The sequence below is a fragment of the Dryocola clanedunensis genome (assembly GCF_038405435.1).
GTDB lineage: Bacteria > Pseudomonadota > Gammaproteobacteria > Enterobacterales > Enterobacteriaceae > Dryocola > Dryocola clanedunensis_A.
On the sequence record NZ_JBBYHZ010000004.1, the window covers coordinates 52,298 to 67,967 of the forward strand.

18 protein-coding genes are annotated in these 15,670 nt (G+C 55.3%); 6 read left to right on the forward strand and 12 right to left on the reverse strand.

Annotated features, from left to right (window positions below; genetic code table 11):
• Nucleotides 1–35: 35 nt before the first annotated feature.
• Nucleotides 36–467 carry a hypothetical protein gene (locus tag AAE045_RS10755; RefSeq protein WP_455547721.1) on the reverse strand — a complete coding sequence of 144 codons (432 nt, stop codon included), beginning with the start codon at nucleotides 465–467 and terminating at the stop codon, nucleotides 36–38.
• Between the two features lie 100 nt (nucleotides 468–567).
• Nucleotides 568–849, reverse strand: a complete 282-nt coding sequence (locus tag AAE045_RS10760; protein ID WP_455547722.1) for a hypothetical protein — start codon at nucleotides 847–849, stop codon at nucleotides 568–570.
• A 257-nt stretch (nucleotides 850–1,106) separates the two neighbouring features.
• Between AAE045_RS10760 and AAE045_RS10765 the strand changes: the two genes are divergently transcribed.
• On the forward strand, nucleotides 1,107–1,373 hold the full coding sequence (locus AAE045_RS10765) for a hypothetical protein (protein ID WP_455547723.1): 267 nt from the start codon (nucleotides 1,107–1,109) through the stop codon (nucleotides 1,371–1,373).
• A 74-nt stretch (nucleotides 1,374–1,447) separates the two neighbouring features.
• On the opposite strand, the gene AAE045_RS10770 is transcribed toward AAE045_RS10765, so the two are convergent.
• The 3 genes from AAE045_RS10770 to yobA are packed head-to-tail and all read right to left on the reverse strand — an operon-like array spanning nucleotide 1,448 to nucleotide 3,069.
• Entirely contained in the window at nucleotides 1,448–1,789 is a 342-nt protein-coding gene (locus tag AAE045_RS10770) for a YebY family protein (RefSeq protein ID WP_455547724.1), read from the reverse strand.
• Nucleotides 1,790–1,813: 24 nt separating this feature from the next.
• Entirely contained in the window at nucleotides 1,814–2,689 is an 876-nt protein-coding gene (gene copD / locus AAE045_RS10775; RefSeq protein WP_455547725.1) for a copper homeostasis membrane protein CopD, read from the reverse strand.
• A gap of 5 nt (nucleotides 2,690–2,694) precedes the next feature.
• Nucleotides 2,695–3,069 carry a CopC domain-containing protein YobA gene (yobA, locus tag AAE045_RS10780; RefSeq protein WP_455547726.1) on the reverse strand — a complete coding sequence of 125 codons (375 nt, stop codon included), beginning with the start codon at nucleotides 3,067–3,069 and terminating at the stop codon, nucleotides 2,695–2,697.
• Between the two features lie 150 nt (nucleotides 3,070–3,219).
• Between yobA and AAE045_RS10785 the strand changes: the two genes are divergently transcribed.
• The 3 genes from AAE045_RS10785 (at nucleotide 3,220) to exoX (ending at nucleotide 5,012) form a co-directional block, all read left to right on the forward strand.
• Entirely contained in the window at nucleotides 3,220–3,450 is a 231-nt protein-coding gene (locus AAE045_RS10785) for a DNA polymerase III subunit theta (RefSeq protein ID WP_455547727.1), read from the forward strand.
• Nucleotides 3,451–3,580: 130 nt separating this feature from the next.
• Nucleotides 3,581–4,315 carry a carbon-nitrogen hydrolase family protein gene (locus AAE045_RS10790; RefSeq protein WP_455547728.1) on the forward strand — a complete coding sequence of 245 codons (735 nt, stop codon included), beginning with the start codon at nucleotides 3,581–3,583 and terminating at the stop codon, nucleotides 4,313–4,315.
• Between the two features lie 34 nt (nucleotides 4,316–4,349).
• Nucleotides 4,350–5,012 (forward strand): exodeoxyribonuclease X, encoded by a 663-nt coding sequence (gene exoX / locus AAE045_RS10795; protein ID WP_455547729.1) that lies wholly within the window; start codon nucleotides 4,350–4,352, stop codon nucleotides 5,010–5,012.
• A 2-nt stretch (nucleotides 5,013–5,014) separates the two neighbouring features.
• Here exoX and ptrB read toward each other — a convergent pair whose 3' ends face one another.
• The 4 genes from ptrB to AAE045_RS10815 form a co-directional block, all read right to left on the reverse strand.
• A complete protein-coding gene (ptrB, locus tag AAE045_RS10800; protein WP_455548050.1) occupies nucleotides 5,015–7,075 on the reverse strand; it encodes an oligopeptidase B in 2,061 nt (686 codons plus the stop codon).
• Nucleotides 7,076–7,200: 125 nt separating this feature from the next.
• On the reverse strand, nucleotides 7,201–7,902 hold the full coding sequence (locus AAE045_RS10805; protein ID WP_455547730.1) for a tellurite resistance TerB family protein: 702 nt from the start codon (nucleotides 7,900–7,902) through the stop codon (nucleotides 7,201–7,203).
• A 117-nt stretch (nucleotides 7,903–8,019) separates the two neighbouring features.
• Nucleotides 8,020–8,364, reverse strand: coding sequence for a protein YebF (gene yebF, locus AAE045_RS10810; RefSeq protein ID WP_455547731.1), 345 nt, complete (start codon nucleotides 8,362–8,364; stop codon nucleotides 8,020–8,022).
• A gap of 73 nt (nucleotides 8,365–8,437) precedes the next feature.
• Nucleotides 8,438–8,770 carry a YebG family protein gene (locus tag AAE045_RS10815; protein WP_455547732.1) on the reverse strand — a complete coding sequence of 111 codons (333 nt, stop codon included), beginning with the start codon at nucleotides 8,768–8,770 and terminating at the stop codon, nucleotides 8,438–8,440.
• Between the two features lie 138 nt (nucleotides 8,771–8,908).
• On the opposite strand from AAE045_RS10815, the gene purT reads away from it, so the two are divergent.
• A complete protein-coding gene (gene purT / locus AAE045_RS10820) occupies nucleotides 8,909–10,087 on the forward strand; it encodes a formate-dependent phosphoribosylglycinamide formyltransferase (RefSeq protein ID WP_455547733.1) in 1,179 nt (392 codons plus the stop codon).
• 50 nt (nucleotides 10,088–10,137) lie between these two features.
• Here purT and kdgA read toward each other — a convergent pair whose 3' ends face one another.
• The 3 genes from kdgA to zwf all read right to left on the reverse strand — a co-directional run bounded on the left by kdgA (nucleotide 10,138) and on the right by zwf (nucleotide 14,362).
• Nucleotides 10,138–10,779, reverse strand: coding sequence for a bifunctional 4-hydroxy-2-oxoglutarate aldolase/2-dehydro-3-deoxy-phosphogluconate aldolase (gene kdgA / locus AAE045_RS10825; protein WP_455424766.1), 642 nt, complete (start codon nucleotides 10,777–10,779; stop codon nucleotides 10,138–10,140).
• 63 nt (nucleotides 10,780–10,842) lie between these two features.
• Nucleotides 10,843–12,654, reverse strand: coding sequence for a phosphogluconate dehydratase (edd, locus tag AAE045_RS10830; RefSeq protein ID WP_455547734.1), 1,812 nt, complete (start codon nucleotides 12,652–12,654; stop codon nucleotides 10,843–10,845).
• A gap of 232 nt (nucleotides 12,655–12,886) precedes the next feature.
• Nucleotides 12,887–14,362: a glucose-6-phosphate dehydrogenase gene (zwf, locus tag AAE045_RS10835; RefSeq protein ID WP_455424768.1), complete on the reverse strand. Its 1,476-nt coding sequence runs from the start codon at nucleotides 14,360–14,362 to the stop codon at nucleotides 12,887–12,889.
• A 339-nt stretch (nucleotides 14,363–14,701) separates the two neighbouring features.
• On the opposite strand from zwf, the gene AAE045_RS10840 reads away from it, so the two are divergent.
• Nucleotides 14,702–15,577, forward strand: a complete 876-nt coding sequence (locus tag AAE045_RS10840; protein WP_455547735.1) for a MurR/RpiR family transcriptional regulator — start codon at nucleotides 14,702–14,704, stop codon at nucleotides 15,575–15,577.
• Nucleotides 15,578–15,670 lie beyond the last annotated feature (93 nt).

The window sequence follows — 15,670 nt, forward strand, 5'->3', positions numbered from 1 at the left end:
ATGCCAGGGCTTAAGAAGTGTTCTTCGGCTGGTTATCAGACCGATTTATCAACGCTGGTATTCGACCCCTGGGTCAGAATGCGGACCTTATCGCCCGGATTGAAGACCTGGTTGCCCTGAAGCGTCTGCACGACGTCAATTGTTTGACCGCTATCGGTTTTAATCAGCAAATCGACCTTCTGGACGCCCTGCTGCTGGCTCTGATTATAACGGGAAGCCGCGATCCCGGCGACGGCACCGCCAGCGGTCATGGCTTTTTTTCCTTTACCGTTGCCAAACTGGTGGCCAACAACGCCTCCCAGCGCACCGGCAGCAGCGCTGCGCAGCGGATGGTAAACCCCCTGAGCGCCGGCAATGACGTGGCTCTGCTGCACGACGCCGTATTCCACCAGCGTTTTAGTCCCGGCAAGGCTGGCATGGCTCACTAACATAAGAAGGCCGGAAGCGATAAGTACGATTTTTTTCATGATGGTTTCTTTTCCATTTCTAAGCGTATCCGTGAATTTGCCAGCAAGAAATTGTCGCGCTAAGGCAATAGTGCAAGTAGCTATAAACGCTAAATCTTCATTAATCCTTAACGATATCCTTTACTTCATTAGCCGTATTGCGGGCATCAGAGGCGGTATTTTTGACGTTCTGAGTTTTATTGCTGATGTTGTTCCTGGTCTCATCAAGGTTGGTATTATTTTTAATCGCATCCTTAGAAACATTCTTAGGCGTGCAATGGCCGGAAACGCCCACGGTCGCGTTCATGGCAGCGTTACGGGCAGCTTTCTGCGCATCACAGTCTGCGTGAGCGGCAACGGCAGTAAGTAGGAAAATTGAGGCAAGTGCGATTTTTAATTTCATTAGGGTATCTGAAGGTTGAGGAATTGATTAGCTAAGGTACAAAACGCGTTTTTTATCAGCAAGGCAGCCTTTGTAAGAAGTTTTTTTATAAATAACAGAGGGCTATCACATCCGCCTGTCTTTTTATTAACCCTCGGCCCTTTTTAACGTGAGCAAAATCATCTTTCCCTGTAAAAGCTGCATTTATAGCAAAGCATTATCCAGACGGTATGAGCTATAACTAAATGGCTTGAAAAAGTAGCGAAAATGTTAAAAAAATGCTGGACATCAAAAGCCCTGGCGATATGATGAAAAAACCGTCTGCGGCGAGACCAGGGAAAGGGTTAAATCGCTATATTGCGGACAAAAAAAGACCGAATACGATTCCTATATTCGGTCCAGGGAAATGGCTCTTGGGAGAGAGCCGTGCGCTAAAAGTTGGCATTAATGCAGGCTTAGTCGCCTTGCCTATTAAGAATAGATTACCGCCGCAGGTTTTCCAGTCCGGCCCTGAAGTGTTCGGAAAAAAACCTTTCGTCAGGTGATTATTATAATAAAAACAGCATTAACCGTTTTTCGGCTATTGCTGTTTTTTTTGGCATAAATCTGGAGGGTGGTGCTATTTACACAGCTTTTCGGCGCGTTCGATAAACGGTGCGAGGCTCATTTTCTGGCCGGGTGCGTTGGGATCGTCAACCTGAATAACGCTTATTGGCTGTCCGGTCGTTTTGCCGCTTTTCACCAGCTGTTCGGCTTCGTCGTTCAGCGGATACTGCATCAGGGTGCTCGGGTTGATGGCAAACAGGGCATGATCGGCCCGGCAGCTCAGCATCACCTCTTCGCGGTTAAACGCCCATTTCTCTTTTCCTACCTCAAAACGGCTTACCGTGATGATTTGCGGTGCCGCTAGCGCCGTACCGCTCAGGGACACTAATAACAGCGTCAAAATACTCTTTTTCATCTATCTCTCTCAGGCTAGCTGCCGTCAGAACGGCTCCCAGGTAGCAAAGGTGCTCACCGCAAGGAGGACCGCCACCGATAAAATCACTTCCAGCCAGGTCAGCTGGATAAAACGAATCTGCGCCGCATCCGTGGTGCCGTTCATGCGCGGCACCAGAAGATAACGGTTTATCAGCGCTATTGTCACCATTACGGCCACAAGGGCAACTTTTAGCAGCAACAATTGCATATAGGCACTGTCCAGCGGCAGGGACCAGCCGAGGATCATCAGGCCGTTAACTCCGCCGGTCACAATCACTGCGGCAACGGCAAGGTGCCCATAGCGCGAAAAACGCATCATTGCCGTGATCGCCGCCTGCCGCCAGCGGGGTTTGCGCGCCATACGCATACACATCAGCAGGGGTAGCAGGCCCCCCGCCCACCAGGCCGCGCTAAGCAGATGAACAGCGTGATTAATACGTTGAACGCCGCCCGCCATCCCCTCGCGCATAGCAGCATGGCCGACACCGGCAAGCAGGATTAGCTGGGCCGCCGCCAGCAGCATCAGCACGCTCTGCAACGCTCTGGGCTTAAGCAGATAGACCACAACGGTCACTATGCCGAGCAATATCTGCCATATCCAGACCGCGCCGAACCGGGTGCCCAGCACAGCCTGCCAGACCTGCGGGTTAACGGTGTCAACCCAGCCGTTGCCCATCAGGCCGGCCTGCACGCTCAACATTGCCAGCCCGCTGATTAAGCTCAGCCAGATGGCGGCGCGCCATTGTTTAGCAAGCCGCGTAACCAGTACGGGCTTAAATGCCTGCGGGGCAAGGAGCGCGCTGCAAACGGTGCTGCCAAACAGCACCATTAACGAAGCGAAGTGGACGAACCTCAGCGCGATAAAAAGCGTCGACAGCATCGCGCTTATTTCACGGAGAAGCCGTAGTTCCCTTTGGTTTTGTGCCCGTCTACGGACACCACGTGCCAGTCAACCTTGTAATCCCCCGGCTTTAACGACTCTTCCAGCGGCACGATTAGCTGTTTGTTGTCTTTCTCATTGCGCTTAACAGCACCGGTTTTAACTGTTGCCTGCCCGGGACCGGTAACGGCCACGCCGCTGAAATTCGGTTCAATACCTTCGGAGAAATCGAGGGTCAGCGCCTGCGGTGCGGCAGTAACCGCGGCGTCCGCAGCAGGGTACTGATGTTTAAGATGAGCATGAGCGAATGCGGCAGGAGAAGCGGCAATCGCAGCGAAAAATGCTGCGGCGGCGAGGATACGTGGGGTGGTGAAAGCCATATCAACTATTCCTTTTTATTATGCCAGTGCGCGAAAGGATAACCCTGGGCGGCGGTCAAGTCGAGATGAGAACGGCTATCAATGCGTGTAAAGACTTGTCATCGGGTTCATCTGCAAGTACCTTCTGCGATGACCAGAAAGGAGAAGCTTATGAACTACAATCTCGCCGATTTACCCCAGGACGAAATGGACAAAGTGAATGTCGATCTTGCCGCCGCCGGGGTGGCATTTAAGGAGCGTTATAACATGCCCGTCATTGCTGAAGTGGTAGAGCGCGAACAGCCGGAACACCTAAGGGGCTGGTTCCGCGAAAGATTAATTGCTCACCGATTAGCCTCTGTGCACCTCTCCCGCCTGCCTTACGAGCCGAAAGTTAAGTAAAAATAAACTAACTTAAGCAACATTACATAAGTAGTGCTAAGATTTTTCTTGTTCAGTTGACCATGAGCTAAAGCTCGCCTGTCACGGCCCGGGGATGGGCCGGCGAGGTGAATTGATTAAGGAAGAAGCTATGCCACTATGGAACGTTGCAGCGGCGCAGTACGGCGCCAGGCCTGGCGATTTACAGGCCAACATCTCGCATCATCTGCAGTTTATACATCAGGCCGCTGCCGAGAAAATCGACCTGTTGATTTTCCCCGAGCTTTCCCTCACCGGCTTTCAGCCGGAACAGCACAATTCCCTCGCCCTTCACTTCAGCGATGAACGTTTAACCCCTCTTCAGGATGCCGCCGTTGAGTTTCAGATGACGATTGTGGTTGGCATGCTGCTGCTGTGCGATGAATGTGTTTCCATTGGTTCCGTGGGCTTTCTGCCCGACGGCTCCCGCGTCTCCTGCTGTAAGCCGAAATCCTGTTCTGACGATGTTGTTTATGAGCAGCACACGCCTTTAGTCGGAAAACATAATCGCAGCGTCGCAATGGGGCATTGTGGAGCCAGCAATGAAGAGATCTGGCCGCGCACCGCGGCAGCATTGGGGGCGGACCTTTATGCAACGGGAACCTTCGTGAACGAAGCTAACTGTCAGCATGATGAGATGTATTTGCAGCGCTGGGCGCATAAATACAGCCTGCCGGTGCTGTTCGCAAATCATGCTTTTTCTGCCGGTCCACACCGCACCGCCGGGCGGAGCGCCTGCTGGGATAGCCTTGGGCAGCTGGTTGTGCGGGCGGATCACGGCGAGCTGCTGGCGGTCGGGCGTCGTGATGAGAAGGGTTGGCACGGCGAGATCATTCCTTTACGCTAGCGCCTCAGCAAACGTAAGCCCAGAAGGAGTCATTATGCTGCGCGTTATCGATACGGAAACCTGCGGCCTGCAGGGAGGCGTGGTGGAAGTCGCGTCCGTCGATATAGAAGGCGGAAGGATTGTTAATCCGATGAGCGATCTGGTTCGCCCGGATCGCCCTATCAGCCACCAGGCGATGGCCATCCATAAAATTACCGAAGCCATGGTGGCCGATAAACCCTGGATTGAAGAGGTTATACCCCGCTACCACGGCAGCCCTTACTACGTTGCGCACAACGCCAGTTTTGACCAGCGGATGCTGCCCGAGATGCCCGGCGACTGGATTTGTACCGTGAAGCTTGCGCGCCGCCTGTGGCCGGGGATCAAATACAGCAATATGGCTTTATACAAGTCGCTGAAGCTGGATGTCGATCTTCCCGCCGATCTGCATCACCACCGGGCGTTGTACGACTGCTATATCACCGGCGCGCTGCTGATCCGCATTATGGATGAATCAGGCTGGACGCCGGAGCAGATGGTGAGCATCACCGGGCGCCCCGCGCTGGTCAGCACCATGATGTTCGGCAAATACCGCGGCCGGAAAATCGAAGAGATAGCTCAGGACGATCCGGGTTACCTGCGCTGGATGCTGAAAAACATCAAGGAGCTCACGCCGGATCTGCGTATGACGCTGAAGCATTATCTGGAAGCGGAGTAAAATTACTCCCCTTCCCGCCCTGGCAGCGTCCCCTGGGCCAGGGCAATCAAAAAGGCGTACTCCAGCGCCACCCCTTCATAGGATTTAAAGCGTCCGGATTTCCCGCCGTGGCCGGAATCCATATCGGTACACAGCAGCAGCAGGTTATCGCCGCGCTTCATATCGCGCAGTTTTGCGACCCACTTCGCAGGCTCCCAGTACTGCACCTGCGAATCGTGCAGGCCGGTAGTCACCAGCATATGTGGATATTCCTGCTCGCTGACCTGGTCGTAGGGGCTGTAGCCCTTCATATAGAAGTAATACTCTTCGTTCTGCGGATTCCCCCACTCTTCGAACTCCCCGGTCGTTAGCGGAATGGATTCATCCAGCATGGTGGTTACCACATCAACGAAAGGCACCTGCGCGATAACACCGTGAAACAGCTCCGGACGCATATTAATAACCGCCCCCATCAGCATACCTCCGGCGCTTCCCCCCATGCCATACAGAAGGTTCGGGTCACCGTACCCCTGATGGAGCAGCGCGTCGCACACGTCCAGGTAGTCGTTGAAGGTGTTCATCTTCTTGAGGTATTTGCCATCTTCATACCACTGCTGGCCCAGCTCGCCGCCGCCGCGAATATGGGCAATGGCATAGACAAATCCCCGGTCCAGCAGGCTCAGGCGGCTGCCGCTGAAGTCCGCGTCCATGCTGCTGCCGTAGGAGCCGTAGCCGTAGACCAGCAGAGGATTTTTGCCGCGCTGGAAATGCTGACGATGGTAAACGAGGGAAACCGGAACCTGAACCCCGTCCCGGGCGGTCACCCAGAGGTGCTCGCTGAGATAGTTGTCAGCATCAAAGCCCGGCACTTTGGTTTGCTTGATGACGCGCCGCTCGCCGGTGTTCATGTCCAGCTCAAAGAGCGTGTCCGGCGTGGTCATCGACGAGTAACCGTAGCGCAGCCGCGAGGACTCAGGTTCCGGATTGTAGCCCAGCCACGTGACGTAGGCGGGATCGTCGAACGCAATTCCCGTCACCTCCCGCGTTTTGCGGTTAATCTGCCGCAGGCTGGTCAGGCCGTACTGGCGCTCTTCCACCACCAGCCAGTCGGTAAACAGCGTGAAGCCTTCCAGCATGATGTTCTCGCGCGCCGGAATCAGCACTTCCCACTGTTTTTCATCGCGAACTTTGCTGCGGTACAGCCCGAAGTTTTTCCCCTCGCGGTTAGAGCGCAGGTAGAAATTATGCTGATAGTGGTCGAGCGTATATTCGTGGTCTTTACGGCGCGGCAGGAAGCACAGCGGCTCCGCATCCACCAGCTCGGCGTCCAGCAGCAGGACTTCACTCGTCGTGGCGCTGCCCAGGTGGATAAGGATATAGCGGCGCGAAGTGGTGATATGCACGCTGACGTAAAACGTCTCGTCTTTCTCTTCGTAGATCAGCCGGTCGGCCGTGGTCGGATGGCCCACGGTGTGCTGCCAGACCTGGTAAGGCAGCAGCGTTTTAGGGTGCTTGCGGACGTAATAAAGGGTTGCGGAGTCGTTGGCCCAGACAAAGCTCGGCGTGACGTTGGTCAGCACTTCCGGATACCAGTTGCCGGTTTCCAGATTACGAAAGCGCAGGCCGTACTGGCGGCGCGACAGATAGTCTTCCGCCAGCGCCATGATCGTATTGTCCAGCGTAATGGCCATGCCGCCCATAGTGTAAAATTCGCTGTGGGCCGCGCGGCGGTTGGCATCAAGCAGGGTTTCCCACTCGTCCCATTCCTCACGCATCACCGACTGCCGCTGGTAGATGGCATATTCGTTGCCCGTCTCGTAGACGTGCCGGTACCGGTAGCCATTATGCGTATAAGGCGCGGAGATATCGTGCTGCGGAACGCGGTCGACCATCTCTTTCAGCAGCCGATCCTGCAGCGCCTGCTGTGAGGTCATAACCCGCCGCCCGTAGTCGTTCTCCTGATGTAAATAATCAAGCACGTCAGGGCTTTCGCGGTCGTCGTCGCGCAACCAGTAGTAGTTGTCGATACGAGTGTCGCCATGCAGCTGCATGGTATGTGGGATCTTTTGCGCTTTAGGTGGCATGTCGTTAGTCATTTTTAGTTAACACCCTGTAAGGGTGGCAAATTCAGACAGGCTTGCAAGCGAAACGAGAGTTATTGAGGAAAATGCCGGGGCTTAACCGGCTGCTGAATGGGGTCATGCCGGGGTTATCCCGGCAGGCTAAGCTTCTGCTGTTTGATGTCCTGTTCGATGCCGTCACGCACGTCCTGCGGGATTTTCAGCTCGTCGCCTAACGCGTTGAGATAGCTGCGCTCCATGAAATGATCGACGTCGATTGCCGCACAGCTCAGGAAATAAAGCTCGAGGGCTTCTTCCTCGTTTTTGACGTCCACGGCCAGGCGTTTTGGATCCAGCGGCTGATCGATAGCTTCCTGAATCAGCGCCCGCCCCGGCCCTTCGATATTGGCATCCCTGAGCTGCTGATCTATGACCTGGCGCTCTTTGTCATCAATGTGTCCGTCGCTCTTCGCGGCAAACACCAGCGCCATAATCAACCGGCGCGTGCGCACGTCTACCGGAGATTGCTGCTGCCCGAACTGCGGTTCGTCCTGATGCGTCTGGCGCACCCGGTCCTTATATTTGTTCCACAGCACGCTTCCCGCGACGGCCCCGCCGCCCACCAGCAGCGCGCTGGTACCGTATTTGGTAAGCAATTTGCGGGAGGACTTGCTCGCCAGCAGCAGCCCGGCAAGGCCGCCCAGCGCCCCAGGCACCAGCAGCTTGCTGAGCCCCTGTTCGTTTCCGGCGGCACCGTTTGAGGACTGGGAGGGCTGGGAGGACTGGGATTGCTGGCCCGTCAGGCCGGTTTGTCCCAGCATCGACTGGATTTGTTGTAACCAATTACTCATGGGAGGCATCCTTAGTCTGTGACTTAACCCACTGAGAGTAAGCGAAGGGGTGTCAAGAACTGTCTGATAAGACTAAAGATGAGAAAATAGCCGCGCCGGGAGGCCCCGACGCAGGGATCACCGCTGGTAGTCAGCCGTGCCTTTTTGACAGTCCACCAGCACGGTGTAATGGATATCCGTGTTCATACCACGAACGGTAAGCGGGACTTTCCACTGGTCGTTCTTGCCGGTGACTTCTTTACTGTTTACCCAGGCGACCGGGTCGGCCTGGCCCAGCTTTTTGCGATCGTCCGGCCAGCTGACAATGCGGTTTTGCTGGTAGTCGCCTTTGATGACGTTGGCAATGCCGTCCGCATCAAGCCCTTCGCAGGGGGTAATTTTAACTTTATGAGGATCTGCTGCGGCCGCAAAAAAACTGCTCAGGCAAAGAGCCGTACACAGCGCAATTCCAGTTTTGTTCATAATGTTCTCCTGATGCTGATTGCACAGAAAAAGCCTGGTACAAAACCGTTATTGCGCAAGCCTATCCTGTTACTTAGGCAGCCTTTGTACGTTTCCGGGCAGGATGGTCGGCAACGTTTGCCTCTTCAGGGCTCTCCGCGCTGTTTTCAGCTGGAGCAGGTGCTTCGGTGTCCGGCAGTTTGCCGCTTTTCAACACGTTTGAAAGCACATCTTTATTTTCCGCCAGCCACATGGCCAGCACGTCGCTCTGACCTTCTTCAAAGGCTACCGGGCTTTGCAGTAGCCAGTCACCCAGCACTTCCGCCAGGTCGAGCATTTTGTCATACGCATCGGCATCTTTTTTACTGGCGAAAGCCATCTTTTCTTGCCCCTCTCGCACTACCACATATTTAATTTCAACCGCCATTTTTGCAGCTCCGTTTAACTGTTTATTTATACAGTATAGATGTATTACACATGCTCCGCAAGTGGGAAAGGCGCTGCGTACGCAAACGTTTTCGTATATACTGCGGCCGTTTATTTTATCACAACGGGTAAGCAGATTATGTCAATGTTGGGAACGGCCCTGCGGCCAGCGGCCACGCGGGTTATGCTGTTAGGTTCTGGTGAACTGGGTAAAGAAGTGGCGATTGAATGCCAGCGTTTAGGGCTTGAGGTGATAGCCGTAGACCGCTATGCCGATGCGCCTGCCATGCAAGTTGCTCATCGTAGCCACGTGATTAATATGCTGGATGCGCAGCAGCTAAAAGCGCTGGTGCTTGCCGAAAAACCTGATTACATCGTTCCTGAAATTGAAGCCATCGCTACCGACATGCTGATTGAGCTTGAGCAGGAAGGCCAGCGCGTCGTGCCCTGCGCCCGCGCCACTAAGCTGACCATGAACCGCGAAGGTATTCGTCGACTTGCCGCAGAAGAACTTGAGCTGCCAACCTCGGACTATCGTTTCGCCGATACCGAAGCGGATTTCCTTAATGCCGTAGAAGAGATTGGCCTGCCGTGCATCATCAAGCCGGTGATGAGCTCCTCCGGGAAAGGTCAAAGCTTTGTGCGCACCCATGACCAGCTTGCTGAAGCCTGGGAATATGCCCAGCTTGGCGGCCGCGCTGGCAAAGGAAAAGTGATTGTTGAAGGCGTGGTGAATTTCGATTATGAAATTACCCTGCTGACCATCAGCGCCGTTGACGGCGTACATTTCTGCGCGCCGATAGGCCACCGCCAGGAAGACGGCGATTACCGGGAATCCTGGCAGCCGCAGCAGATGAGCGATGTCGCCCTCGCCCGCGCTCAGGAAATTGCCGGGAAGGTGGTAGTTGCTCTGGGTGGCTACGGGTTGTTCGGCGTAGAGCTGTTCGTGTGCGGCGACGAAGTGATTTTCAGCGAAGTCTCCCCTCGCCCGCACGACACCGGCATGGTGACGTTAATTTCACAGGATCTCTCCGAATTCGCTCTTCACGTCCGCGCTTTCCTTGGCCTGCCGATTGGCGAGATCCGTCAGTATGGCCCGGCGGCTTCCGCGGTGATCCTCCCGGAGCTGGACAGCAATAACGTGCGGTTCGGCAACGTTGCAGCCGCGCTGGGCGCAGGTTTGCAGGTTCGCCTGTTTGGCAAGCCGGATATTAACGGTAAACGCAGGATGGGCGTGGCCCTGGCAACGGGCAGCAGCGTGGATAATGCGGTCGGGCGAGCGGTGAAGTCTGCGGCAGCGATAAAAGTAGCAGGGTAAAGAAATTATCCCTCCCCGCAAGGAGAGGGATTTGCTTTAGCAGGTCAAAGTTACGCTTTCGCGCCTTCAACCGCTTCGCGGGCAAGCTTAGTGATACGGTCGTAATCGCCCGCTTCCAGCGCGTCCGCTGGCACCAGCCATGAACCACCGATGCACAGCACGCTTTTCAGCGCCAGATAATCACGGTAGTTAGCAGGAGAGATGCCGCCGGTCGGGCAGAAACGCACGTTGGCGAAAGGACCCGCGATAGCCTGTAATGCTTTGGTGCCGCCGTTCGCTTCAGCCGGGAAGAATTTGAACTCTTTCAGGCCGTAGTCCATACCCAGCATCAGTTCGGAAACGGTGCTGATACCCGGGATCAGCGGGATGGTGCCTTCAGTTGCCGCTTTCAGCAGCGGCTCGGTCAGGCCAGGGCTGATAGCGAACTGCGCGCCAGCTTCGGTCACTTCGGCCAGCTGCTGAGCGTTCAGCACGGTGCCCGCACCGATAATCGCTTCCGGCACTTCTTTAGCAATAGCGCGGATGGCGTCCATCGCGCACGGCGTACGCAGGGTCACTTCCAGCACGCGAACGCCGCCAGCTACCAGCGCTTTCGCCATCGGCACGGCGTGTTCCAGCTTGTTCAGTACGATAACAGGAACGACCGGACCCGTTTTCAGGATCTGTTCCGCGGTTGTTTTCCAGTTTTTCATCAGAGAGCCTCTTAAGCCAACTTTATAATTTCGTTACCGCTGCGGCACGCGCCGCGGCGGTCGTTAAAATTTAATGCAGGTTGCGCCCTGCTCCGCGCCGGACAGCTGCTCACGCAGCGCGCCGAATAATTCACGGCCGGTCCCCACGCGTTCAGCGCTCAAATCAGGATGGAACGCCGTACGTTTTGTCAGTTCGGCTTCATCCACCAGCAGCGTCAGTTCACCCGTCTGCCCGTTCACGCGGATCATATCGCCTTCCTGAACCTTAGCCAGCAGGCCGCCGTCGTAGGCTTCCGGGGTGACATGGATAGCGGACGGCACCTTGCCGGATGCGCCAGAAAGTCGCCCGTCGGTGACTAACGCAATTTTGAAACAGCGGTCCAATAATACCCCAAGTGGCGGCATAAGTTTATGTAATTCTGGCATGCCGTTCGCTTTTGGCCCCTGGTGGCGGACGACAACCACGCAGTCACGGTCAAGCAGGCCCGCTTCGAAGGCGGGTAACACGTCGTGCTGGCTTTCAAAAATCACCGCCGGGGCTTCGATTACCTGATTTTCAACCGGCACGGCGGACGTTTTCATAACCGCGCGTCCGAGGTTGCCGCTAAGCACTTTTGTGCCGCCGTGTTTAGAGAAAGGTTTGTCGAAGGTGGCGATGACCTCGCTGTCCAGCGCCGTTTCCGCGCCCTCACGCCAGGCGAGCCTGCCGTTATCCAGCCACGGCTCCATGGTGTAATGATGCAGGCCAAAACCGGCTACCGTATTGACGTCTTCGTGAAGTAAGCCGCCCTTCAGCAGTTCACGAATCAGCACGGGCACGCCGCCTGCCGCCTGGAAGTGGTTGATGTCCGCCGGGCCGTTTGGATACAGGCGAGCCAGCAGCGGCACCACGTCCGAAAGATCGGAGAAATCATCCCAGTTGATGATAATCCCTGCGGCGCGAGCCATCGCAACGAGGTGCATGGTGTGGTTGGTAGATCCACCGGTTGCCAGCAGAGCAACGATGCCGTTCACCACCACCTTTTCATCAATCATCTTACCCAGCGGCATCCAGTCGTTGCCGTTGCCGGTAAGGCGCGTAACCTGGCGCGCGGCGGCAGCCGTCAGCTCCTGGCGCAGCGGCGCATCAGGATGAACGAAGGAAGAGCCCGGCAGCTGCATCCCCATAAACTCAATCACCATCTGGTTGGTATTGGCGGTGCCGTAAAAAGTGCAGGTGCCCGGCGCATGGTAAGAGGCGGCCTCCGACTCCAGCAGCGCGTTGCGGTCCACTTTGCCTTCCGCATAAAGCTGGCGAATGCGGACCTTCTCTTTGTTGGCAAGGCCGCTCGCCATCGGGCCTGACGGGATAAAGACCGCTGGAAGATGGCCGAATGACAGCGCCGCCATAGCAAGGCCCGGGACAATTTTGTCGCAGACGCCAAGGTAGAGCGCGCCGTCAAACATGTTATGGGACAGGCCAACCGCGGTGGACATAGCGATAACTTCACGGCTCAGCAGAGAGAGCTCCATGCCGTCCTGCCCCTGGGTCACGCCGTCGCACATTGCCGGAACGCCGCCCGCAACCTGACCCACCGCGCCCACGGAGTGCAGAGCCTTGCGGATCTGGTCGGGATAGTTCTCGTAGGGCTGATGCGCCGAGAGCATGTCGTTATAGGAGGTAATCATCGCGATGTTGTTACGCAGCATGCTTTTCAGCGCGGCTTTATCTTCAGGCTGGCAGGCGGCAAAACCATGGGCGAGATTGCCGCACGCCAGCTCGGAGCGGTGAACCGTATTGCTCTTCGCTTTTTCGATGCGGGCGAGGTAGGCCTCGCGCGTCGCTTTAGAGCGTTCAATAATGCGTTTTGTTACGCGTAACATATTCGGATTCATAGAGGTACCTCATAAAGTGGCTGCCGTCGCAGTATGCACGGAGGGATATTTCTGCGGCGGTTACACTCTTCAACCAGCCGCCCTCAGTGCTTCAGGGCAAGATCGCTTGCGCTAGTGTAAATAAAAAAGCCCTGCTGGTGAATCCAGTCAGGGCTTTTAATTACAAAAATCTCTACCCCGTATGAGGGAGATCATGTTACCGGTAAAACAAAGCCTGTTTTACCGGGCAGGCTTACTCGAACTCGTTCCAGGAGTGGCCGTCGCGGGTGATCATCGCAACGGAGGCTACCGGCCCCCAGGTGCCGGCCTGGTAAGGTTTAGGCGCGTCGTTATCGGCGGCCCAGGCCTCGGTGATGGAGTCGACCCACTTCCAGGCTTCCTCTACTTCGTCACGGCGTACGAACAGCGCCTGAATACCGCGCATGGTTTCCAGCAGTAAACGCTCGTAGGCGTCCGCCAGGTGCGTTTCGTTGAAGGTTTCGGAGTAGCTCAGATCCAGCTTGGTGGTCTGCAGGTTGTGCTTATGCTCAAGCCCCGGGACTTTGTTGAGGATCTGGATATCCACGCCTTCGTCCGGCTGCAGGCGAATGGTCAGTTTGTTCTGCGGCAGATCCTGCCAGGAATCTTTAAACAGGTTCAGGGCCGGGTTTTTAAAGTAAACCACAACTTCTGAGCACTTGGTCGGCAGACGCTTACCGGTTCGCAGGTAGAAAGGCACGCCCGCCCAGCGCCAGTTATCGATATCCACACGAATAGCGACAAAGGTTTCCGTGGAGCTGGACTTGTTAGCCCCCTCTTCTTCCAGGTAGCCAGGTACTTTTTTACCCTGAGCAAAGCCCGCGGTGTACTGGCCACGCACGGTTTTTTCACGCACGTTGCTGCGGTCGATGCGGCGCAGGGACTGGAGCACCTTCACTTTCTCATCGCGGATATGGTCGGCAGTGAGATCGGACGGCGGGGACATGGCAATCATGCACAGGATTTGCAGCAGATGGTTCTGGATCATGTCGCGCATCTGACCGGCCTGGTCAAAGTAACCCCAGCGCCCTTCGATGCCCACCTCTTCGGCCACGGTGATTTCCACGTGATCGATGGTTTTGTTATCCCAGTTATTGGCAAACAGGGAGTTGGCAAAACGCAGCGCCAGCAGGTTCAGAACCGTCTCTTTTCCTAAGTAGTGGTCGATACGGTAAACCTGGCACTCTTCAAAGTACTCGCCCACCTGGTCGTTGATTTCCTGGGAGGTAGCAAGAGAGGTGCCCAGCGGTTTCTCCATCACTACACGAGCAGGCTTGGCATTCAGCTTCGCCTTGCCCAGCCCCTTGCAGATAGCGCCGAAGGTGCTTGGCGGCATGGCAAAATAGTTGATAGTGACGCGATTCTGCTGGTCGAGCATTTTGCCCAGCTTGCTGAAGGCCGCGGTATCGTTGACGTCCAGGTTGCAGAAATCGAGGCGGCTGCTGAGCTTATCCCACAGGCTTTCGTCGATCTTCTCTTTCATGAACGTTTCGAGCGCTTCACGTACGACTTTGGTGTACGCCTCTTTGCTCCAGTCTGCACGACCAACACCCAGAATACGGGTGTCAGGATGGACCTGACCCGCTTTTTCCAGCTGGTACAGGGATGGCAGCAGTTTTCGACGCGCAAGGTCGCCTTTTGCACCGAAAATCACCAGGTCACATGCCTGAGCTGTCTGCGTTACCGCCATGTTGTTCTCCTCGTTTCGGGTATCTAGTACCAGGTCACTCTTGTAATTAAATTACAAAGCAATGTAGCGCTTTTTGGTGGTTATCAAAACCATCACAGGTTGTCCGTTCGTGCTTAGCGCGAAATATGCGGAAGTCGCCGGACTTAACTGAAATTTTATAACGCTCGTCCGTTCATTCCCATCATGTCGAAAGTTAGATGTCGATCATGTTATGAAAAAAAACAACAAGTTCTGCTCGATTTACCTGCCCTTAAGGGGTATCGCGAGCGTATATTCTTGCTAAAACCCGTCTCGATTTCTTCACTTGCTGAAATCGATAAAATCCATGAGCATTGCTATATGAACATGCTGGAAAAAATCCAGTCACAGCTGGAGCACCTTAGCAAATCAGAGCGTAAAGTCGCAGAAGTGATTCTCGCCACGCCTCAGGATGCCATTCACTCAAGCATTGCCACGCTCGCCCGCCAGGCAGACGTCAGCGAACCTACGGTTAACCGCTTCTGTCGTCGCCTGGAAACTAAAGGCTTTCCGGATTTTAAATTACATCTTGCACAAAGTCTGGCGAATGGCACGCCTTATGTAAACCGGAATGTTGACGAGGATGATAATGTTAGCGCCTACACCGGCAAAATCTTTGAATCCGCCATGGCAAGCCTTGACCAGGTCAGGCAGTCGCTGGACATTGCGGCGGTCAACCGCGCGGTAGATTTACTCACCCAGGCTAAGAAAATTGCCTTCTTTGGGCTGGGCGCCTCGGCGGCGGTGGCCCATGACGCCATGAATAAATTTTTCCGCTTCAACGTGCCGGTTTTCTATTCTGACGACGTGGTCATGCAGCGCATGAGCTGTATGAACTGCAGCGCAGAAGATGTGATTGTGCTTATCTCGCACACGGGAAGAACGAAAACCCTGGTGGAGCTCGCAAGGCTTGCCCGCGAAAACGATGCCATGGTGCTGGCTATCACCTCGCACGGCTCACCGCTAGCGCAGGAAGCCACGCTCGCGCTGCTGCTGGACGTGCCGGAAGACACCGACATTTATATGCCTATGGTTTCACGCCTGGCGCAGCTAACGGTCATCGACGTGCTGGCAACGGGTTTCACGCTGCGCCGCGGCGCAAAATTCAGAGATAACTTGAAGCGAGTCAAAGACGCGCTCAAGGAATCGCGCTTTGATAAAGGGATCCTCGCCGCTGGCGATAACCTACCGACATAAAGATTTTATAACAAAGCTGTAACTTTTCAGGTCATTCGGTTAAGTTGTCTTTTGGCGCTTTTTGGCGCCCCTGACATACCGAGTTTTTGTTCA